This window comes from Pseudomonas sp. B33.4, assembly GCF_034555375.1.
Lineage (GTDB): Bacteria > Pseudomonadota > Gammaproteobacteria > Pseudomonadales > Pseudomonadaceae > Aquipseudomonas.
In genome coordinates, this window is sequence record NZ_CP140706.1 from 4,447,973 (window position 1) to 4,468,243 (window position 20,271).

Consider the following 20,271-nt stretch of genomic DNA (forward strand, 5'->3'; position numbering starts at 1 on the left):
ACGCCTGTTTGAAATCAAGCAATTGAATGAGCGCGACAACACGACCCATAACAATAAAACTCCATAACATAGCAGCAGTTCGAGTGGAATTTATCGAGGGCCATTCTTGGGCCCAGACCCTGCCTATCGATTACTTCCGAGGAAGTCATTGCTCGCCTGCCGATTTTTCTTTTAGCCAATTTTGGTATGTATTTAGGAGAGAGACATGGAAACTAGTACAACCCTCCCAAGGAAATATTTTGTTGTCGTGACTCACAGTACAACGTCGCAACGAGAACTGGAGAGCATGCTGTCCAGTGAACGTTTCAATTCGTTTGAAGGGGTTGATTCACCCTCTTCCGCTCCAATGGTGATGGAGTTCACATATCCAGGCATCAGTCGCAAAAATGTCGCGCGCAGTATTGAGCACGATACTCAGCGAATATTGGCCACGCTCGAGTCCGAATGGCGGGCAGCGCAATCGGCCAATCCTTTCCAGAATGTCCCGGCCATTACCGGGGAAACCCGCAACATGCCGCCTGCCATTGAAGGTGATATGCCTGGCAATGAAACCTGGCATCTTGACCCTGACCAGGGTGCATTGGTCAAAGAAGGTGTCGAAATCAGCCTCACTGGCCTGGAAACAGCACTGGTCAAGAAAATGCTCAGCCATGAAGAGCGTGTTGTCAGTCGTGACGAGCTAATTCTCAGCATCGGTCGCGAGCCCGAACAATATCGCGGCCTGGAAATGTGCCTGAGTCGTTTGCAAGACAAATTCAAAAGCGCCAGTCAGGGTGAACGACTGTTTCGTGCCGTCAGAAACCGCGGTTATTGCCTGATTCAGGAAGTCGTCGCGTAACCCCGATCGATATCCACGAACAGAACAAACAGACCAAAGTGCGACTACAAAAACAACAAGAGCACTCTGTTTGGCTTCATCTTCCTCCCTGAATTAAAAACTCCCTGCCTCCACCCCTCCAACAGTAACAAATACAACATCATTTATTCACCCCTTCCTCTGCGACCTTTTCTAACACTGTTCTATTTAATTATTAAAAAGTTGGCACTGTGCCATCTTGTTAGAACTCGTCAGACACCATTCCAGCCAATAACTTAGTCTATTGACTGACGACAGTTCGGCATATCGATGTTGTTACCTCAGGACACTCGTTAGAACAACAACAATAAGTCTGCATAACAACTCGGTTTTCAACTGTTGAAACCTGAATGGACGTCTTTTGGGGATACCGTATGGATCTTTCTCTAAGTATCAATCGAAGCACAGGCCTCAAGGGACTGACCTTTTGGGGCCAATGGGCGCTGGCACAGGGCTTTGTCGTTACGCTGTTGTTCATACTCGCCGAGCAGCACACCGGGACGGTCGCGTTTTACTACCGGATGTGTGCAACGCTGGCGGTACTGGCGTCGGTGCCGGCTTATACGTTTAGCGGTGTGTATCGCAAACGTGACAATTACCTGACCGGTCTCGGTCGACTGTTCATGGGTTGGTCGATGACCATGGCGGCGCTGGCGTGCATCGCTTTTGTCTGCCAGGCCGATGAGCTGTTTTCGCGGCAGGTGATTCTGAGCTGGGCGGTGTATGGCTTCCTCGGTCAGGCGTTTCTTTACGCTCCGCTGCATGCGTTTTCCAAGTACTACCAACGGTCCCGTAAAAGCGAGCACAAGACGCTGATCGTCGGCACCGGCGAACTGGCGTTGGGTCTGGCGAAGAAGCTCAGCCAACTGGAAAATCTGCCGTTGGTAGGTTTGGTCAGCAATGGGGATGTGTCTGCGCTGGGTAAAGATTCACCGCGTGTGGTTGGCGCTCAGGAAGACTTGCTGAAGCTGATCGAAGCCCATGACATCCGTCGTTTGTACATCACCCTGCCGCTGTGTGAAGCGGCGAAAATCGAAGCGATTTATGGTGACTTGCTAGGGGCAAACGTTGATGTGGTATGGGTGCCGGACTTGAACAGTCTGACCCTGCTCAATCACTCGGTGAAGGTCGTGGACGGCCTGCCGGCGATCTACTTGAACGAGAGCCCGCTGACCAGCCGCCCTACCGCTGCTTTGAGCAAGAGTCTGGCAGAGAAAACCGTGGCGTTTCTGGCGATCATCGCGCTGAGTCCGATCCTGCTGATCATCGCGCTGGCGGTGAAGATCAACTCGCCCGGCCCGGTGTTTTTCAAGCAGGATCGCCATGGCTGGAACGGCAAGGTGATCAAGGTCTGGAAGTTCCGCTCGATGCGTGTTCACGATGACCGTGACGTGAAGCAGGCCAGCCGTAATGACTCGCGCATTACCGCAGTCGGCCGCTTTATCCGCCGCACTTCGCTGGATGAGTTGCCGCAACTGTTCAACGTGCTGCAGGGGCACATGGCTCTGGTCGGCCCTCGCCCGCACGCCGTCGCGCACAACAACTACTACTCGGGGAAAATCCTCGCGTACATGGCGCGTCACCGGATTAAACCGGGGATTACCGGACTGGCCCAAATCAGCGGCTGCCGCGGTGAGACAGACACCATCGACAAGATGCAGAAGCGTGTGGAGATTGACCTGCAGTACATCAACAACTGGTCGTTGTGGCTGGATCTGAAGATCCTGGTGAAGACGCCGTTTACGTTGCTGTCGAAGGATATTTACTGAGGTTTAAAGCTGCATACCGCAAGGGGACGAAAGTCCCCTTTTTTGTGCGTGGGATTTGGGAGCGAGAGTGTTGTGGAGGGATGCAAAGAACTTGTGGGAGTGAGCTTGCTCGCGAAAGCGGTGGGTCAGGCAACGGGGATGTCGACTGGTCGGACGCTATCGCGAGCAGGCTCACTCCTACAGGGGATTTGTGGTTGGCTCGGGATTTGTGGCGTGATGAAAATCCAATGTAGGAGTGAGCCTGCTCGCGATGGCGGTGGGTCAGGCAACAGGGATGTCGACTGTACGGACGCTATCGCGAGCAGGCTCGCTCCCACAGGGATTTATGGTTGGCTCGGGATTTGTGGCGTGACAGATAGCTAATGTGGGAGCGAGCCTGCTCGCGAAAGCGGTGGGTCAGGCAACAGTGATGTCGACTGGTCGGACGCTATCCCGAGCAGGCGAAGGCCTACAGGTTCCAGGGTGTTCGGGAGATCCGCGGTTACTCAGTGATCTTCTCGAAATTCCGATAGAACATGTCCCCTTCCCGGCTATCGGTCATCGAGTGCAGTTGGTAGCTGCGATTCAGTCGCGCACCACCGTCACGGGTCAGTGGGGCCCAGACCAGGTTGGCGCGGCGCATGGTCGACATGCTCATCATTTCGTCGAACGGGATCGACAGGTAGATGCCTTTGTCGAAACTACCTTCGCCATACTCGGCACTGCCCGCCGTGGTGATCGTCGCCCACGCGCCAAATCGCACACCATTGAAAAACTCCCGCGAGATGTCCAGCGTACCGCCCCAGTCCCCGGCCAGATAACGCCCGACGCTCACCGCCGCCAATGTATCGAACGGCAAATCGGTATACGCCGTGACATGCCCGGTCACCACAGAGTAATCACGCAAGGCAAAACCCTGATCGAAATCACGCTGCCGCACCCAGTTGATATCCGCGCCCACCGACCAGCGCTCACCGGTCGGGCGGAACAACACTTCACCGCCGACACCGGCAAACATCGACTCCAGATAACCGCCATACACCATGCCATACAGGTCTTTATCCAGTTGCTCGGCATGGCTGACCTGGAACAACGGCATGGTCGTGTTAGACGTGGTCAGGTACTGACGCAAATCCGTGCGCACACGCGGCAAACCGCTCGGCGCGTCGTAGGTGAATTTGTCGAAGTTGTTGGCCAGGTTGGCACTGAGCAAACCGCTCCACCAAGTGTTGCGATTGAAGCGGTATTCGGCGTCGGCATCGGCACTCAATTGATAGAGCAAGCCGTCCGGACCACCAACGTTCTGCTTGAAGCCCAGCCCCACGCCATAGCTGAAATGCTGCGGCGCTTCGGTGTAGAGGGTTTTCTCGTTGCGCGGCATCGCCGGGTTGATCTCGGTGGTGCGGTGCAGCGATTCAAGTGGCTCTTCGTTGTTGATCACTTCGCGGAAGGTCTGGCGCGGCACACTGGTTTCTTCCAGCGGCAAGTCGTAGCGCTTGTTGACCATGGTGAACCAGTCGATGTCGTCGTTGACGCTGTTGTCGAGAATCCGGCTCGCCCGCCCGACAGCCTTGGACGAATGGAAATAACGCTGCTGCTCGCCATACACGATCAGTTCGGAATCACGCTGCGTGATGCGCTCGACCTTGTAGCCGGCATTCTGCTGCAACCGCTGCGAGACGTTGGCCCAGTTGACCTGCTCCATCGCCGTGGTTGGCATCTTCGCCGGCAGCGGTTCCGGGGTCGGATCGTAAGTCTTCGCCGGCGCCTTGCGGCTGACGAAATTGGTGTGGAAGGTCACGCCGAACATCGCCGTATTGCCGCGCTCCCACGCCGCGCTGACATCGACCGAATCGGTGACTTTGAACACCGCGCCGAGGTTGATCGGCGAATCCTGTTTGATCTCGTTGTCCTTCGGCTCGTGCTTGTAGTCGTTGCCTTCGAATTCGAGTTTCAGGCTGAGGCGATCCCACGGCGTCTGATAGCTCACGCCACCGAAGAACGACGGCCGGCCACGAAAGTACGAACCCGAGTTGACGTCACCGGTGCCTTCCAGGGCCGGCCGGGTATCGAAGCGATCGCTGACGTAGCCCAACGGGTTGTCGATATCGCCGCGATTACCCAGGTAACCCCAGGCGATCCCGGCGCTGAAATCGAAGTTGTCGTAACGCTTGTTGGCGACGAAAAATTCACTGGAGAACAAACCGGTACCACCGATATCTCGGAAGCCCAGCGCCACGTCGGGCAGCCAGTGGCTTTCCTGCCACAGCCGGACTTTGACGTCGACCGCCTTATCCTTATAGCTTTGACTACCGCTGAGGGCCTCCGAGCCGTACGGCCGATTGGTGATCGCGGTGTAGCGAAACGAGCCTTCGAGCCAGTCCAGCGGCTGCAACGACACGCTGTAGCGGCTGTACGGATCGGTGCGGTTGGCGTTGACGCTCAACTCGCCGGCCGGGGCCATGCGCGCGGTCGGCGTCTGCAGCAGACCGGTGCCACCGAAGTCATTCTGGGTAATGCGCGGCTCTGCATGGGCCAGACCGCAGGGCAATAACAATACAGCTGCAAAACGTAACTTCAACGAACCACCTCGGCCAGCTGCGTGGCAATGAATTCGGCCAACTGCTGATTCAGTTCAGGAAGAGGCGGATCAAGATCATCATTTTTCAACGGCACCAGAATCTTGCTGCCGGCCACGGGAAAGTGTCCGGATTCGCGATTCCAGTGGGCGATGCCGACACGTTGCGCAGCGCCGTTGGGCTGGATCAGCCACAGGTAATCGGCTTCGGCATCGCTCAGGATCGAACAGCCTTGCAGGTATTCACGCGCCTCCTGCAACGGCTGATACGGCAAGTGGCACGGCTCGGCGACAGCGCCCAGCACTTGCACTTCGTCGACGCGTTTCGGGTAGATCAGACGATCGCCGTCATCGAGGCGAATGTTGCGCGCGAAGCCGACTTCCAGCGCCACCGGATCAAGATCGGCAATCTGCCGCCCGGTCACCGGCATCTGCCGCACTTCTTCGGCAATGCGCTGCGCCAGCGCCGCCCGACTCGGCAGGTCGAACAGCATCGACATGCGTTGCAGCACATCCAGATCAAACAGCACACCGACCTTGAGCCGTGTCTGCTCCTCAATCAGCGACTGACGCAGCAACCCGCCCGCCAGCCAATAGCCTTCGGCATTCGGCACGGCTTCGCCGATCACGTCGAGCAAACGCCCGTTGGGTGGCAGCGGGATCGGCCCGGGATTGGCGACATCGCCCGACACCGTAACGGCTGCCTGACTCACACTCGCGACCAGCATCAAACTCGCCGACAACATTTTCAGGCGCATCACGGCAGGTGCCTGCGATCTGGGGTCAGTTGCACAACCTTGACGCGCAACTGCGACGTCAGTTGCTGCTCGCTCTGCAAGATGAAACCGTCACGCGGGTCGACCCAGTAACGATTGGTCGCGCTCAGGCCGATGGCCGGGGCATCAATCTGTTCATCGACACGCAGCACGGTGTATTCCTTGTCGAGAATCTGCAGGGTTTGTTCCGAGCGGCGGGAGAAGCGGCTGTTGACGATCACCCCGACCTCCTGGCCCTTGTAGAGGTCGATCCAGCGCCGCGTGGTGAAACCGTCGGCGACGTGATGCAGGCCCTGTTTGAACGGCGAGTCATCGGCCAGCCGCGTGCCATCGAGATCGCCTTCCAGGCCCAGGCCAATCGTGCGCACGGCGAGTCCATTGCGCAGCAGCAGCACTTGTTTGCCGGAAGCGACCCAAAACTGCAGGTCTTCGCGCTCACGCACCAGCGCCAGCACGCCGGAGCCGGACGGCGTGGTCAGTTTCAGTTGCGGATAATTGACCACGGCCACTTTGGCCGCCGACACGTCGACTTCATCGGGGCCGACCACCGCGGCTTTGAGGTTGTTCAACGAAGCGCTCATCAGCGGGTTACAGCCGCACAGCAACGAGGCCGCCATCAGGCACAGGCCAACTTTCAAAATGTTCAAAGTCGGCGGCCTTATTTGCTGTTGTTACTGTATTCGCTCCAGTTCTTCGCAGCGGAAGCGCCAGTGCCGACAATCGATGCCGACGGCACCAACTGGCTGATCAGACGGTTCCAGCGAGTCACGTTGGCAGGCCCGACGTACACCACGTCCTGCGGGCGCACTTCGAAGTGCGAGGCGAGCGCCATGGCGGTCGGCGACTCGGCTTCGAGCTGGTAGATCTTCGCCGGCTCGACATCGAGGTTTTCCACGCCACGAATGACATACACCGCGTTGCCATTGGAGGTGGTCTGGGCCAGGCCGCCAACCGAACCGAGCACATCGGTGAGGTTCATGGTCGCAGTCTTGAAACTCAGCGCACGCGGCTGATTGACCTCGCCCATCACGTAAATGCGCTTGTTGTCGTTGTACGGCAGATACAGCTGATCGCCACCCTTGAGGTAGACGTTCTGCAACTCGGAATCCTGCTGATTGAGCGAGTCGAGATTGAGCGGATAAGTGCGACCCTTGCGCGTCAGCAGCAGCCCGGACAAATCAGCGTTGTTGGTATCGATACCGGCCGAGCCGAGGGCTTCGACCACGCTCAGCGGATTGGTGGAAATCGCTTGCGGACCGGCCTTGGCCACCGCGCCGGTGACCACGACTTTCTGGCTGGCGAAACGCAACACCGCGACATCTACCTGCGGCTCGGCGATGAACGCCGACAGCCGTTGTTCAATGTCCGAGCGCAGTTGCTGGATGGTCCGGCCGGTGGCCTGGACTTCCTTGATGAACGGGTAATACAGCGTGCCATCGGAGCGCACCAGTCGGCCGTTGGCATCGATCTGTTGTTGCGCGCCGGACGGGGCCGTCAGCTCAGGGTGATCCCATACCGTGATGTACAGGACATCGTTGTTGCCGATGCGGTATTCGGCCGGGGTCGCCAGCAGTTCCGCCGGCAGCGACTCACGCTTTTGTGTGGAGCGGTTCATGGCGATCAGCTTGGGGGTGATCGGAATCAGCTCGACCCGGCTGCTTTCACTGGCGCCCTGGCGGGTGATGTCACTGGTGCTGAGGTATTGACCGGGGGAAAACATGCAACCTTGCAAAGCGAGACTTGCCAACATTAAAAGATAAACACTACGAGTCATAATGGCACTACGCTATTCAAGGGCGAATCCAAAAACAAAGTCACCCGACTTGCGTCGGGCGACCTTGTACTGCACTAACAGAACTTCCTGTTAGTTATGCGTGCCGGTTGTACCGGTGGTACCCGTCGTACCGGTGGTACCGCCGTTGGCACTGCCACCGCTGTTAGACGCCGCTACAGCACTGGCAACCATTGCAGTACTGGCTGCGGGCGCTTGAGAAGCCGCCACGTTGCCACCTACATTGGTTACCGCTGTCAGCGGTGCTTCAGCGGCGGCAGCCCAGTTGCTCAACATCGTCAACAGGGCAACTGCCATCACTTTTTTCATATCAACTCCTTTCTAACATTCGACCTGTTATAAAACTGGCCTGAGTTAGCGGTGGTGAGTTCAAGTCCGCAAAAAGCGCGAACAAGATCCGTTGTTCTTTCACAGTCTTACCCAACTGATAAAAGTCGAACGGCAGGTTTATATCTACGGACTTGCAAAAGGCATTGCCAGTGTAATTTCCCGACGTTATCTAACAACCTGACTGAAAATAACATTGGGTTAAATGGCCATCATTCCAAGTAGCCCTTGGGATGATTCGATTGCCAGCGCCAAGTATCAGTGACCATGTCCTGCAAGTTGCGCGTGGCTTTCCAGCCCAGCTCTTTTGCAGCCTTGGAGGCGTCGGCCCAACTCTCGGCGATATCCCCGGAGCGGCGCGGCATCATCCGATACGGCACCGCTTGCCCGCAGGCCTGTTCGAAGGCCTGGAGCACTTGCAGCACGCTGTAGCCATCACCCGTGCCGAGGTTCCAGGTGTGAATGCCGGTACGCCCGGAGATGGACTGCAACGCCTTCAAGTGTCCGTCCGCCAGATCGACGACGTGGATGTAATCGCGCACGCCGGTGCCATCCACCGTCGGGTAATCGTTGCCGAAGATCGACAACTCTTGCAGGCTGCCGACTGCGACCTGGCTGATGTAAGGCACCAGATTGTTGGGAATGCCATTGGGGTCTTCACCCATGTGGCCGCTGGCGTGGGCGCCGATCGGGTTGAAATAGCGCAGCAGGGCGATGCTCCAGCGCGGCTCGGCCTGGCTGAGGTCACGCAGGACGTTCTCGACGATCAGCTTGGACTGGCCGTAGGGATTGGTCGGATTGCCAGTGGGGAAATCCTCGCGGATCGGCATCTGCTCAGGCTCGCCGTACACTGTCGCCGACGAGCTGAACACCAGACGAAACACCCCCGCCGCCGCCATCGCCTGGCACAGGGTGATGCTGCCGCTGACGTTGGTCTCGTAGTACTCAAGCGGCTTGCGCACGCTTTCGCCGACCGCTTTCAGGCCGGCAAAATGCAGCACCGCTTCGATGTTGTGCTCGCGAAAAATCCGGTCAAGCAGTGCCCGGTCGCAGACATCGCCGCGGATCATCCAGGCACTCTTGCCGCAAATGGTTTCAACGGCGTGCAACGCGGCTTCGCTGCTGTTGCAAAGATTATCCAGCACGACAACTTCATAACCTGCTTCAAGCAATGCAAGTGTGGTATGCGAGCCGATATAGCCGGCACCACCCGTTACCAGAATCTTCATAGTGCGATCCGTCTTTGAATGAGTGACAAGTAGCGTGTCAAGCCTGATTCATTGAAGATGTGTCACAATCCACACAAATGAGGCGACAACAACCGAAAACAAAACTAGTTCAATGACTGGCAATAAATATTTTTGCAGGTCACACTGTATTGCCCGCTACTTATTAGCACTCCCTGTGCACTCATCACTATCAACAGATACCGACTAAAAATAACTATCAAGCAACTAACCGACATCTCATAACATTGTCGCGCTTTACCGCCACCCGCAATTGCCATTAACAACCTGACTCAGGTATTAAAGCAGTCGTTCAATAATGTTTGAAACTTGCTTGCACTTCATTAGTGCAGTGCACCCGCTGACTGTTCCATGACTGTCCAGGATACTTTTATGATTCGTAAATGTTTGTTCCCTGCTGCCGGCTACGGCACGCGTTTCTTGCCGGCCACCAAAGCCATGCCGAAAGAGATGCTGCCGATCGTCAACAAGCCGTTGATCGAATACGCCGTTGAAGAAGCGCGGGACGCCGGTCTGCAACACATGGCCATCGTTACCGGTCGTGGCAAGCGTGCGCTGGAAGACCATTTCGACATCAGCTACGAACTCGAACACCAGATCCGTGGCACCGAGAAAGAGAAATTCCTCGCCGGCACCCGCGAGCTGATCGACACCTGCACCTTCTCCTACACCCGTCAGGTGGAAATGAAAGGCCTGGGCCACGCGATTCTCAGCGGTCGTCCGTTGATCGGCGACGAACCGTTTGCCGTGGTGCTGGCCGATGACCTGTGCCTGAACCTCGAAGGCGATGGCGTACTCAGCCAGATGATCCAGCTGTACAAGAAATTCCGCTGCTCGATCGTCGCCATCCAGGAAGTCCCGGCCGACCAGACCCACAAGTACGGGGTGATCGCCGGCGAACTGATGTCCGAAGGCATCTATCGGGTCAACAACATGGTGGAAAAACCGGCCCCGCAAGACGCGCCGTCGAACCTGGCAATCATCGGCCGCTACATCCTCACCCCGGATATTTTCGACCTGATCGCCGACACCCAACCGGGCAAGGGTGGCGAGATCCAGATCACTGACGCGTTGATGAAACAAGCGCAGAACGGTTGCGTGCTGGCCTACAAATTCAAAGGCCTGCGTTTTGACTGCGGTGACGCCGAGGGCTATTTGCAGGCGACCAATTTCTGCTACGAAAACGTTTACCTCAAAGGCCGCTGAGACGGCTCCCTTCACCCAACGAGGCCACCATGAACATTGCACAACATTCCGTAGAGATTGAACGCGAGGTGGGTAACCTCGGGGTGATGAGCTGGTTGTCCCGCCATCAGCCGTTGCCCAGCGCCAACGAAACCTGGCTGGGCACGATTCTGCTGGTGGAGCGGATTGGCGTGTTTCCGGCGTCCGGTGATATCCGCCGGCCGCTGCGTGATCCCTATCCACTGCTCGCGCATTTGAAAAAGCTGTATGGCGAGCAGGCGCTGGAAATGGATGACAGCGATGGGCTGAAGGTGATCTTCGGTGACTGGCGTTTTCGCGTGCGGATTTGCTGCAACGACCCGGCGATCATCATTAACGTCGAGACACGGTGCGATACGCGATTGATGCCGCAGAAACTCTCGGAGCTGCTGGGCCAGATAGAACAATTCGAATAAACACACTCCCCTGTAGGAGCTGCCGAAGGCTGCGATCTTTTGATCTTGTTTTTAACAGCAACATCAAAAGATCGCAGCCTTCGGCAGCTCCTACAGTGGGTCTGGCGGTTATTTCGGGAGCGCGTCGCAGCGATCCTTGGCGCCCATGATCCAGCCATAAAAGTAATCGGCAATCACCTTCCCCCCCGTGGCCGGCAGCGGATGAATCTTGTCCGGGCCGATCATCGCCGCCGCGTAGCGTTTGACGTCGGGACCAAACGCACACTGAAGATTGGCGTACCCCAGACGCTGCTCACGCGCCCACGGTTCAAGCACCTGCGCGTACGCCGACATCGGATACGCACTGGAGCGCGTGGTGTCCTGACGCATGATCAGGTTGATGCTCGCCTGCGGCTGAATCTCACGCAGCATGCCCACCAGCCCCTGAACGTTCTGCAGATACTGCGCGGGCTTCACGCCGAAACCCTGGTCATTGCCACCGAGCATGATCAAGTAAACATCAGCCGGGATCTTCGACACAGCGGCTTTCCACTGCACCTGCCATTGCGGATCCTTGTGATAGAAATCCACAGACGCCGCACCCGATGCCGCCAGTTTCGAAACCCGCACGCCGTTCTGATCGTTGCTCATCCACAGCCCGAACAACGTCGGCGCGCCCTTCACCACTTCCAGTTTGAATGACCAGTCTTTCGCTGCCGAGAGGCCTGTCAGTGGCACTTCCTGAACGCCCGAACCCTCAAGCTTCAACGGTTGCCAGTCTTGCCCGGGCGCCCAGCGATAGCGGATCTCGCTGGATTCACCGTTGCCCAGATAAAGCAATTTCGCCTGAGTGACAGCGGTATCGATGCGCGGCGTCGGACTCGCATCCACTTGCAGCCATGCACCGGGCCGGCCTGTCACCGTGCGACTGTCCGGACTCGCTTGCCCCAGGCCTGAAACCTTCCAGTCGCCGCCGAAGTACTTGTCACTGCTGCGGGTGTATTTGAAATGCGTGCCGCCCAGCGCCGCGCCGTGGTTGAAACCGACGTAACCCGGCCCGGCAAAACCCACCTCCCCGGCCACGCGCTGCACCAGTTTGTTCAGGTAGAAATCCTGCCCGGCGCTGTAGCTGTCGCCGATCACCGAGACCGACAAGACCTTGCCGGCCTTACCTTCACGCCACTGTGCGAATCGCTCGCGGGCGTCGCCTACCTGAACCACCGACGCTGCGACGGGTTGCGCGTCATCTACTGCCAACATGCAAAATTTCCTTCAGTCTGGAATGGCCCACTGGATGCTTGGGTGTACAGAGATCAACTGTAGGAGTGAGCCTGCTCGCGATAGCGGTCTGTCAGTCAGCATTTCATTACCTGACCCACCGCTATCGCGAGCAGGCTCACTCCTACAGGGATTGTGTTCGACAAAGATCCGCTGCTCGCGAAGCTCTTAGCTGCTGTGGGTTTGCACCACTGGAGTGACAGGCACCAATGGTTTCTTCTTCGCCGCGCGCTCACCAAGGAACAACACCGAAGTGAAATTGAACCGGCTGAAAATCATCGACAACACCACCGGCCCCAGCAAGCCACAACTCAAGCCGCCGAGCACCAGCAGGCTTTCATCCTTCACCCCCAACCGACCCAGCACAAACCGCGACGTCGCCGCGAACAGCACATGAAACAGGAAAATCGCATAGGAATAACCACCGAGCCAGGTCAGCGCCTTCGACCGCATATCACTCGACAACAACGCGATGCACGACACGCAACCCACGGTTAAACCAATCAAGCTACGACGATCAACAATCAACTCACGATCAATCGCCGCCACGTACAGCAGCGTCAGCGAGATCAACACAAACACCAACGGCCCGATCACCTTGAAGCGCTGTTTCAATGCGTCGACGTTCTCCTGGCCAATCATCCCCGCGACAAAAAACGGCAACAGATAAATCGCGCCGTTAATCCCGAACGCATCGAACTTGAACGGCGGCAGCAGAAACAACAGCGCGGCAAACGCGAACAACCCATACAGCCGCGTCGCCGAACGCAGCATCCCGCGCCACTCCAGCAGCCCGACGAACATGAAAATAATGAACACCGCCTGCAGGAACCAGAAGTGATTGATCGGCACCCAGAACGACAACAACGCGTCGATCACGCCGACATCCTTGTTCACCCCCGGCCCCACCGCCTGCAGCACCGAAAACGGCACGCCGACGCAAAACAGCGGCACGATCAAGCGCCGCACCTTGCCGCTGAAGAACGCGGAAAAGTCATTGCCACGGATTTTGTAGATCGAATAGATGTACCCGGAGATAAACGTGAACAGCGGCATGCGCACGTACACCATCGAGTCGGCGATCACCCGGAACGGCGAGCCGATATCGATCTTCAACCCGCCACCCAACGGCCCGATGACGTGATAGAGCACCAGCAACAGGCACGCCAGGCCACGCAGGGTTTCAATCTCCAGGGACTTTTTCTTGCTCGACATAAAGCACCTGCCTCAATTCAGAATTCGTGATTCAACCTGCACCGGTTTGTTCGCCCGCAGCATCAAGCCCAGACCGACAAACAACACCGGCACCACCATCGAGAAGTGCCGGGCGAAGGAGCCGAAGTCCGGCTCGAACAGACCCTGCACCAGCAGAAACGCCAGCGGAATCGCGATCAGCTCTTTAGGTTTGGTCTGGATCGGCGCGCCTTTGTAATCGGTTGAGGTGATGACTTTGAACAGCAGCAACGCGGTCATGATCATCAACGCGACAAAGATCACCTGCCCCGGCCCGGACAGCAGAATCAGCTCCACCGGGAACGACAAGCGGAAGAAAATGATCATCGAGTCCAGCGCCTGCGAAACGAAATCGCTGCCCGTGAGCCACGAGACGATCAACGATTTGGAGCCCTCCTCGCCCGCCGTGCGCAGTTCGTTGTTGCTGGCGCGAATCGATGACACCGGAAAGCCCAAAGCGAGCTGAATCGACATCGCCACCGCGAGGTAGAACAAGAACAACATCAGGAAAAACGTCGTACGCGACACGTACTTTTTCATCACACAGACGCCAACCCACGACAGCGAAAACAGAATCCAGTACGGCCGGATCAGCACGCCGTAAATCACCGCCGAGAGAAAGAAGCCGCCGCGATATTTACGCGTCAGCGAGCTGAGCAGAATGCTCAACACCGCCACCGACACAATGATTTCCTTGGTCAGGTTTTCCAGAAAGAACGAACGAACAATGCCCCACAGACACAACGTGCCGAAGATCGCCAACGGCATGCGCCGAAACACCACCACCGGTATCGCCGTGAGGAAAAAATTGCAGAACATGCCGTAGGCCCAGGCATTGGTCAGGTTGATCCCGGTGGGCCGCAGCAGGAATGCCGAGCACTCGTAGGACGAGCGATCCGGCGAGAACGGGTTCCAGAAGTTGCAGTTGTCGGCACGGGCGTAGGACGACCACAAGGTCATCGCATCCGGGCCTGGATCACGCGGAATCAGCAGCGGCATGGCCACCGACAGAAACAGCCCGGTGAAAAGGATCAGGAACGAGACATACGAATCGAGTCTCTTGCCACGAAACTCGATGCACGGCAGTTTCAGGCCCATGACAACGCAGCCTTTTTCGCAGCGGTTGCGCGAGTCAGCACGGCAATCACCACGAGCTGCACGATGATCGCGAAGACGTTGCCCCACGCCGCGCCGTAGATCGAATAGTGCTTGATCAACAGATAGCTGACCGGCACCGAAACCAACAAGCAAATGGCAGCGCTGGCCAATGACACCCGGCTGTTTTTCGAAGCAATCAGACCACCCCAGACGATGTCGCCAATCGCGCGCAAGGCGAAGGAGAAAATCAGTACGCCGAGGATCGCATTGTCCGGACGCGGCACGCTGGTGGCGACGTAATCGAGCACCACGTTGAAAAACACATAGATCGCCACCGCCACCGCCGCCGACACCAGCAGCGAACGCATCACCCACTTGTTGATGAACAGTTGCTTGACTGTGAACGCCTGTTGCTCAGCCTGAAAACGCTTGGCCAGCACCGGAATCCCGACCACCGCCACCACCGCGTACGACAACGCCTGCAAAGTGTTCGCCGCCGACCACGCGTACACGTATTTACCGAGGCTGGCGTAGGGTTCCAGGTCGATGATCAGAAAGCGCTCGGCGTACTGACTCAACGCGATCAGCCCGGTGCCGAGGTAAAACGGCAACCCGGCTTTCCACACGGTGCCCGTGGCCAACGTTCCGGCGACACGGCCCTTGTGCACGTTTACCACGATCAGGTAGCCGGCGATGATCACCAGCGCGTTGGCGGCCACCCACAGCCACAAAACGCTGGCGATTCCCGACACCCAGTCGAGCATCATTCCGCCCACTGCCAGCAGCGCCCACAGGCCGGTCTTGATGAAGAACAGCAACGCGCCCGCCGTGGCTTTCTGCGCGGAAAACACGAACGAGTTGATCTCGAACGACAGATGTTCGGTGAGCAACACCAGGGTCACGCATAGAATCAGCGCGGCAGTCGCTTCAACTGTCTGGAACAGTGAATAAATCAGCACCGTCACCACCGACAACAACAGCCCCACCGCCAGATACAGCAGCAGGACTTTATCGACCACGCGGCGCGAACTGCCGCCCACGCTGATCAACCGATTGATCTCGGAACTGAAACCGACGCTGTAGAACTTCGAGGCGATCAACGAGGCCGCGACCACCACGCCGTAAAAACCCAGCGCCTCATAACCGAGGTAATGGGTGATCGCCAACACCAGCAAAAACTTCGCGCCCAAGGCTCCGCCGCGAAGCAGTAGCCGAAATATCATCGAACGACACCCTTGATGATCTCGTCCATGGCCACGGTTTTTGCTTCGATTTCACGGCAGGTGTCGGTCAGGCGTTTACCGAAATTCGACAACGCATTCGGCGCGTAAACCGTGTCGATGATCGTGTCGACATTGATGTCGCCACCGTTGATCACCCAGTCGTCGACGCCCATGTCCTGATAGGCGCCGAAGCCTTTGCGCTCGTAGCTGATGTGGTACGCCGGCACGCCGGAGAGCAGCGATTCGATAGCGCCGTGCAGACGCACGGAAATCACCAGGTCCGGCTGATATTTGGCGATCGTCGCTTTCAACGACAACAAATCTTCGGTGATGCCCAGTTCGCGATAGAACGCACCGTCATCGTTACCACGCACGGCGCTCTGTACGGCGCAAACCACTTTGCTTTTGTTCTTCAGGCGCTGCAGCAGCAACTTCAGGTTGGCCACATAAGCGACTTTCTTTTCCTTGCTCCACTCCGGCGGCTTGCGCAGTACCACGCAAACCGTGGCCGGCGACGATGCGCAGCGAGTGAATTTCGCTTGCTGGAGGATTTTGCTCGCCAGCGACTGTACCGCCAGATCCGGCGCGCGGTAGACGTTGGCGCAGGCATCGAAAATAGCCGAAGAGCGGTTGTCGCGGACGAACACCGCGTCGGCGCTGGCGTAGTGCTCGACGATCTTGCTGCTCTCGCCGTGGAACGGGCCGATGCTTTGCGGCAGGTACACCGACGGCACTTTGCTGAGGATCGCGGTTTCCAGTTGCTTGGCGTGGCCGAGTTTCAGCTTGATGTGTTCGAAGGCACTTTTCGAGCGCATGTAGCCGCCACCGACACCAACGATCAGATCGGTTTTCTTCAACAGATCCGCCAGGCCGGCGTAGGACTGATTAAGGAACACCGCTTGCTTGACCCGGCCCAGCCCTTTGGCAGCCATCACCGGCGCGTCAAAACGCGGGTGCGGCAAGTAGCTGAAAGAGTCCGGATCGGAAGCCACCACGCTGATCGCCGTGTCTTCGCCAAAGTTGCGCTGCACCAGCGCAATAGCCAGATCGACGAGCAGGCCGTCACCGGAGTTGGATGCACTGTAGCCATGCAAAATCGTTACGTTCATATGCTTGAGTTCTACTTAAAAAGTGGGGGCGCGATACAGGTCGTAGGTCTGGCGAATCATCAACGCGGCGCTGAAACGCTCGCGGACGATGCTCCGACCTTCGTTGCCGAGGTCGAGCAGGCGCGGCTTCTGGATGATCGTCAGCACATCGGCCAGCGCCTGGTGATCGCCGGAGGGGAAGACATAACCGGAGACTTCATTGGTGACCAGTTCTGGCAGCGAGGTGCAATTGCTGGCGATCACCGGCAAACCCATGGCCATGCCTTCCAGCGGCACCATGGCGAAACCTTCCCAGCGACTCGGCACAATCAACGCATCGGCTTTCTGGTACAGCGCCTGTACCTCGCTCGGTGTGACCCATGGCAAATATTCCACGGCGTCCATCGGTGGGCACTCCACCGAGTCCTCGTTCACCGCGCTGCCGACCACGGTCAGTTTCAAGTCTTTGCGCTGCACGTTGGCGAAGGCCTTGAGCAGCACGTCGAAGCCTTTCTGATAATCGAGCCGACCGACAAAGAGCAGATGAATCGGCTCGGGACTCGCCGCTTTCGGCGCGTCATCCTTGCGGTGAATGCCGTTGTAAATCAGCTTCATGCGCTTGCGCTCGATGCCGAAACGCGCGGCTTTATCGAGTTCGTACTGGCTGACGCAAATGATCACGTCGGTGACTTTCTGCAGGACTCGCTCGATCCACGCATAGACTTTCTGCTTGGTCGGCGAGCTTTCCATCAGGAACGAAAAGGCGTGCGGGCAGTAGACGATTTTCGGCTTGCGCCACGGTCGCAGCAGCACACACACGCAACGGCCGATCACCCCGGAAAAAGTGCTGTGCAAATGCACCACGTCGGGTTTTTCCTTGAGCATGACCTGAGTCAGGCGCCAGGCGAAACGCAGCAACGACGGCACATTGCGCCCGCTGCGGGGAAAGGTGCGAATCTGCTGCGCGCCGATGCCGTGCAACTCTTTGGCCTGATCCTCCGGGACCAGATACACCAGCTCGTAGTTCGCCGCATCACCTTCTGGCGAAGCCGAAATCGTCCGGATCACCGTCGCGACGCCACCTTTGATCGTCTCTGCCACGTGCAGTATTTTCTTCACAAATCACCCACTTCAAAGAGGAAAAAACAGTCGCTGACAGTCAGGATTTGTCGGACGCGTATTCGTAGTTGTAATAGCCGTAGCCGCCGTTGCCGTAGTAGCTGGCGGCACGCTTCTCGACGCCGTTGAACACCGCGCCTTTCAACTCGATACCGTTCTGCGCGAAGCGGCGAATGGTCAGTTCGATCTCTTTGGCCGGGTTCACCCCGAAGCGCGTAACGATCAGGCTGATCCCCGCTTCACGACCGACAATCGCCGCATCAGTCACCGCCAGCAGCGGCGGCGTATCGATGATCACCAGGTCGTAGCGCTCGCTCAGTTCGGCGAGCAAGTCGCGGAAGTTGGCGTGCATCAACAGCTCGGAAGGATTCGGCGGCACCTGGCCACGGCTGATGAAGTGCAGGTTATCGATTTCGACTTTGTTGATCGCCTGATCGATGCTGCAACGCTTGACCAGCAGGTCGGACAGACCGTTGGTGATCGGCGTGTTGAGGGTTTTGTGCAGATGACCTTTGCGCATGTCGGCATCGATCAACACCACGCGCTGGCCGCTGAGGGCCATGACCGCCGCGAGGTTGGACGAAACAAAAGTCTTGCCGACCTGCGGGCTCGGCCCGGAAATCATGATGCGGTTGTTGGTCGAATCGAGGCCGGCGAAGTGCAGGCAGGTGCGCAGGCTGCGGATCGATTCGATCGACAGATCCGTCGGGTTACGCAGCGCCAACAGGTACGCCGGTTTGTCGACGCCGTCGCGGGCGCGACCTTTCTTGCCGTCTTCTTCCTCCTGCAAGGCGCTGTACGGAATCGACGCGTACACCGGCAAGCCGAGTTGCTCGATGGCTTCCGGGCCTTCCAGACCACGGCTCAGGGATTTGCGCAACAGCACCAGCGCCACACCGACGAAGGCACCGAGGAATGTGGCGATCAGCACAATCAGGGCTTTCTTCGGCTTGACCGGACTGGTCAGGTCGACATCCGCCGCATCGACCAGACGCACGTTACCCACCGCACCGGCGCGGACAATGTCCAGCTCCTGGGATTTGTTCAGCAACTGCGTGTAGATCTGCGAAGCGACTTCGACATCGCGGGTCAGGTTGAGCAGCTCTTGTTGCGTGGCGGGCAGATCGCCAACCTTGCCTTCCAGCGACTTCTGTTGCTGGGTCAGTTCGCCGATCTGGCTCATCAACGCGCGATAGGCCGGGTGCTGTTTAGTGAACTTTCGGTCCATTTCCGCTTGCTGCATTTTCAGCTCGGAAATGCGCGTTTCCAGGGCCACCGACTGACCCAATACCGATTGGGTTTCCAGCGAGATGTTCACGGTCTTGCCGTGAGTCTGGTAGGCGTTCAACGCATCGCTGGCCTTGGCCAGATCACGTTTGACCTGCGGCAACTGACTCTGCAGGAAGGCCAGGCTCTGCGCCGCTTCCGCCGAGGTGCGGCGCACGTTCTGATCGACGTACAGCGCGGCGATCTTGTTGAGAATCTTCACCGCTTCAGCGGCGTCGCTGCTGGCCAGCGCCAGTTTGATAATCCCCGATTCCTTGCCCTGCTCGGAGATATCCAGTGCGTCCTGATAGCCCTGAATGGTCACGATTCGCGGGTTGCGCACCACTTCGAAACGGGTGCCGGGGTTTGCCTGCAACTGTGTGATCTGCCCTTCTACGCCGTCCTGCGCGAAGGTTTCGCCGGCGATGCCTTCTACCAGCAGGTTGTCGTTGTCATCGAGCAACTGGAAATGCTTCTGTTCACCGGCGATCAGGGTGAGCTTCTTGCCCAGCAGTTCTTTCGGCAGATTGAGCCGGGCAAACTCCAGGCGCTCACCGCCCCAGGCGTAACTGTTCAGGCCGAAACGCGGCGCGGCGACGCTGGTCTCGGTCTCGCCGCGATAACGCCGGGCGAGAAAGCCGCCAATCATCGGGAAGGTGTTGGGGGTGACATCGATGTCCAGGCGCAGGTCGTCGACGGTTTTGCCGATTACCGCGCGGGATTTGATGATGCCGATTTCGGTCACCGACGGCGATTGCCCACCGAGCATGCTGTTGAGGTCGGAGAACCCGAGCATGTCGTTCTTTTTCGGTTCGACCTGCACCAGCGCATTCGCCAGGTACACGGGCGTGGCCAACACTGCGTAGGCCACACCGGTAACCATGAAGGCGCCGGTGAGCGCGCCGATCAACCATTTCTGGTCGATCAAACTGCCGAATATGCCGAGAAGATCAATACTGTCTTGATCATTGTCGCGGGTGCCGATGACGGACGGTAACTGCATAAGTCTGTTCTTACCATTCA

17 protein-coding genes are annotated in these 20,271 nt (G+C 57.8%); 4 read left to right on the forward strand and 13 right to left on the reverse strand.

All coding sequences use genetic code 11. From position 1 onward, the window contains the following. Positions 1-205: 205 nt before the first annotated feature. A complete protein-coding gene (locus U6037_RS19495) occupies positions 206-838 on the forward strand; it encodes a helix-turn-helix domain-containing protein (protein WP_322844212.1) in 633 nt (210 codons plus the stop codon). Between the two features lie 392 nt (positions 839-1,230). After that, positions 1,231-2,625 (forward strand): undecaprenyl-phosphate glucose phosphotransferase, encoded by a 1,395-nt coding sequence (locus U6037_RS19500; protein ID WP_322844213.1) that lies wholly within the window; start codon positions 1,231-1,233, stop codon positions 2,623-2,625. A gap of 481 nt (positions 2,626-3,106) precedes the next feature. Here the strand turns inward: U6037_RS19500 and U6037_RS19505 are convergent, their stop codons facing one another. The 6 genes from U6037_RS19505 to galE all read right to left on the reverse strand — a co-directional run bounded on the left by U6037_RS19505 (position 3,107) and on the right by galE (position 9,306). Then, positions 3,107-5,185 carry a YjbH domain-containing protein gene (locus U6037_RS19505; protein ID WP_322844214.1) on the reverse strand — a complete coding sequence of 693 codons (2,079 nt, stop codon included), beginning with the start codon at positions 5,183-5,185 and terminating at the stop codon, positions 3,107-3,109. Beyond that, positions 5,182-5,940 (reverse strand): capsule biosynthesis GfcC family protein, encoded by a 759-nt coding sequence (locus U6037_RS19510; RefSeq protein WP_322844215.1) that lies wholly within the window; start codon positions 5,938-5,940, stop codon positions 5,182-5,184. The genes U6037_RS19505 and U6037_RS19510 overlap by 4 nt, the downstream gene beginning before the upstream one ends. After that, positions 5,940-6,605 (reverse strand): YjbF family lipoprotein, encoded by a 666-nt coding sequence (locus U6037_RS19515; RefSeq protein ID WP_322844216.1) that lies wholly within the window; start codon positions 6,603-6,605, stop codon positions 5,940-5,942. The genes U6037_RS19510 and U6037_RS19515 overlap by 1 nt, the downstream gene beginning before the upstream one ends. A gap of 11 nt (positions 6,606-6,616) precedes the next feature. After that, a complete protein-coding gene (locus U6037_RS19520) occupies positions 6,617-7,678 on the reverse strand; it encodes a polysaccharide biosynthesis/export family protein (protein WP_322844217.1) in 1,062 nt (353 codons plus the stop codon). A gap of 144 nt (positions 7,679-7,822) precedes the next feature. Then, on the reverse strand, positions 7,823-8,059 hold the full coding sequence (locus tag U6037_RS19525; protein ID WP_007910552.1) for a hypothetical protein: 237 nt from the start codon (positions 8,057-8,059) through the stop codon (positions 7,823-7,825). Between the two features lie 230 nt (positions 8,060-8,289). Beyond that, complete coding sequence (galE, locus tag U6037_RS19530; RefSeq protein WP_322844218.1) at positions 8,290-9,306, reverse strand: UDP-glucose 4-epimerase GalE; 1,017 nt, start codon at positions 9,304-9,306, stop codon at positions 8,290-8,292. A 390-nt stretch (positions 9,307-9,696) separates the two neighbouring features. Between galE and galU the strand changes: the two genes are divergently transcribed. Continuing rightward, the gene (galU, locus tag U6037_RS19535; RefSeq protein ID WP_322844219.1) at positions 9,697-10,530 is read left to right on the forward strand and encodes a UTP--glucose-1-phosphate uridylyltransferase GalU; all 834 of its coding nucleotides are present in this window, start codon (positions 9,697-9,699) and stop codon (positions 10,528-10,530) included. Between the two features lie 29 nt (positions 10,531-10,559). After that, the gene (locus tag U6037_RS19540) at positions 10,560-10,964 is read left to right on the forward strand and encodes a mannose-1-phosphate guanylyltransferase (protein ID WP_322844220.1); all 405 of its coding nucleotides are present in this window, start codon (positions 10,560-10,562) and stop codon (positions 10,962-10,964) included. 108 nt (positions 10,965-11,072) lie between these two features. Here U6037_RS19540 and U6037_RS19545 read toward each other — a convergent pair whose 3' ends face one another. From U6037_RS19545 to U6037_RS19575, 7 genes are all read right to left on the reverse strand, one after another. Then, positions 11,073-12,203 carry an SGNH/GDSL hydrolase family protein gene (locus U6037_RS19545; protein ID WP_322844221.1) on the reverse strand — a complete coding sequence of 377 codons (1,131 nt, stop codon included), beginning with the start codon at positions 12,201-12,203 and terminating at the stop codon, positions 11,073-11,075. 186 nt (positions 12,204-12,389) lie between these two features. Next, positions 12,390-13,436, reverse strand: coding sequence for an acyltransferase (locus tag U6037_RS19550; protein WP_322844222.1), 1,047 nt, complete (start codon positions 13,434-13,436; stop codon positions 12,390-12,392). A gap of 12 nt (positions 13,437-13,448) precedes the next feature. Then, positions 13,449-14,552 (reverse strand): hypothetical protein, encoded by a 1,104-nt coding sequence (locus U6037_RS19555; protein WP_064117878.1) that lies wholly within the window; start codon positions 14,550-14,552, stop codon positions 13,449-13,451. Next, on the reverse strand, positions 14,543-15,775 hold the full coding sequence (locus tag U6037_RS19560; RefSeq protein ID WP_322844223.1) for a polysaccharide biosynthesis C-terminal domain-containing protein: 1,233 nt from the start codon (positions 15,773-15,775) through the stop codon (positions 14,543-14,545). The genes U6037_RS19555 and U6037_RS19560 overlap by 10 nt, the downstream gene beginning before the upstream one ends. Further along, a complete protein-coding gene (locus U6037_RS19565) occupies positions 15,772-16,884 on the reverse strand; it encodes a polysaccharide pyruvyl transferase family protein (RefSeq protein WP_108225791.1) in 1,113 nt (370 codons plus the stop codon). The genes U6037_RS19560 and U6037_RS19565 overlap by 4 nt, the downstream gene beginning before the upstream one ends. A 15-nt stretch (positions 16,885-16,899) precedes the next feature. Further along, positions 16,900-17,982: a glycosyltransferase family 4 protein gene (locus U6037_RS19570; protein WP_322844224.1), complete on the reverse strand. Its 1,083-nt coding sequence runs from the start codon at positions 17,980-17,982 to the stop codon at positions 16,900-16,902. Between the two features lie 40 nt (positions 17,983-18,022). After that, the gene (locus U6037_RS19575) at positions 18,023-20,251 is read right to left on the reverse strand and encodes a polysaccharide biosynthesis tyrosine autokinase (protein WP_322844225.1); all 2,229 of its coding nucleotides are present in this window, start codon (positions 20,249-20,251) and stop codon (positions 18,023-18,025) included. Between the last annotated feature and the right edge of the window lie 20 nt (positions 20,252-20,271).

Excerpts from the sequence above, each read along its gene's own strand:
- U6037_RS19550 (WP_322844222.1), bottom strand. The coding sequence starts at position 13,436 with ATGTCGAGCAAGAAAAAGTCCCTGGAGATTGAAACCCTGCGTGGCCTG.
- U6037_RS19560 (WP_322844223.1), bottom strand. The coding sequence starts at position 15,775 with ATGATATTTCGGCTACTGCTTCGCGGCGGAGCCTTGGGCGCGAAGTTT.
- U6037_RS19540 (WP_322844220.1), top strand. The coding sequence starts at position 10,560 with ATGAACATTGCACAACATTCCGTAGAGATTGAACGCGAGGTGGGTAAC.
- U6037_RS19575 (WP_322844225.1), bottom strand. The coding sequence starts at position 20,251 with ATGCAGTTACCGTCCGTCATCGGCACCCGCGACAATGATCAAGACAGT.
- U6037_RS19510 (WP_322844215.1), bottom strand. The coding sequence starts at position 5,940 with ATGCGCCTGAAAATGTTGTCGGCGAGTTTGATGCTGGTCGCGAGTGTG.
- U6037_RS19520 (WP_322844217.1), bottom strand. The coding sequence starts at position 7,678 with ATGTTTTCCCCCGGTCAATACCTCAGCACCAGTGACATCACCCGCCAG.
- U6037_RS19565 (WP_108225791.1), bottom strand. The coding sequence starts at position 16,884 with ATGAACGTAACGATTTTGCATGGCTACAGTGCATCCAACTCCGGTGAC.
- U6037_RS19500 (WP_322844213.1), top strand. The coding sequence starts at position 1,231 with ATGGATCTTTCTCTAAGTATCAATCGAAGCACAGGCCTCAAGGGACTG.
- galU (WP_322844219.1), top strand. The coding sequence starts at position 9,697 with ATGATTCGTAAATGTTTGTTCCCTGCTGCCGGCTACGGCACGCGTTTC.
- U6037_RS19525 (WP_007910552.1), bottom strand. The coding sequence starts at position 8,059 with ATGAAAAAAGTGATGGCAGTTGCCCTGTTGACGATGTTGAGCAACTGG.
- galE (WP_322844218.1), bottom strand. The coding sequence starts at position 9,306 with ATGAAGATTCTGGTAACGGGTGGTGCCGGCTATATCGGCTCGCATACC.
- U6037_RS19555 (WP_064117878.1), bottom strand. The coding sequence starts at position 14,552 with ATGGGCCTGAAACTGCCGTGCATCGAGTTTCGTGGCAAGAGACTCGAT.
- U6037_RS19545 (WP_322844221.1), bottom strand. The coding sequence starts at position 12,203 with ATGTTGGCAGTAGATGACGCGCAACCCGTCGCAGCGTCGGTGGTTCAG.
- U6037_RS19495 (WP_322844212.1), top strand. The coding sequence starts at position 206 with ATGGAAACTAGTACAACCCTCCCAAGGAAATATTTTGTTGTCGTGACT.